The organism is Pseudomonas sp. PME37.24/025, assembly GCF_055556615.1.
Map to the genome: position 1 here is coordinate 1 of NZ_JBVHNK010000171.1, position 274 is coordinate 274.

The window sequence follows — 274 nt, forward strand, 5'->3', positions numbered from 1 at the left end:
GATCCCGCCATAGACCACGAGTTCGCCGGGCTTTTCGGCCACCTCCGGATCAAGATTATTCATGAGCATGCGCATCGGTGCTTCCGTGAGCCAGCTCTTGGCGCTGATCTCGGGTCCGCGCGGGCTGCGGATGACGCGGGCGTTGTCGATGCGGGTCATGTCGGTCAGGCTCCGGCTCTTCAGGGCGGCGGTCACATTAGCTGTGCCGTCCGAGCCCCGCCAGGGTGGTTGCTGCGTGCTTGCGAACTTGAGCTGAAACGCTAGCCTGCATCTC

General features: G+C 63.5%; 1 protein-coding gene. It reads right to left on the minus strand.

Annotation, left to right across the window (positions count from 1 at the left end):
* The coding region (locus ACZ3HH_RS29945) for a hypothetical protein (RefSeq protein ID WP_465810194.1) at nt 1–159 on the minus strand (159 nt) is incomplete at its 3' end.
* Nucleotides 160–274 lie beyond the last annotated feature (115 nt).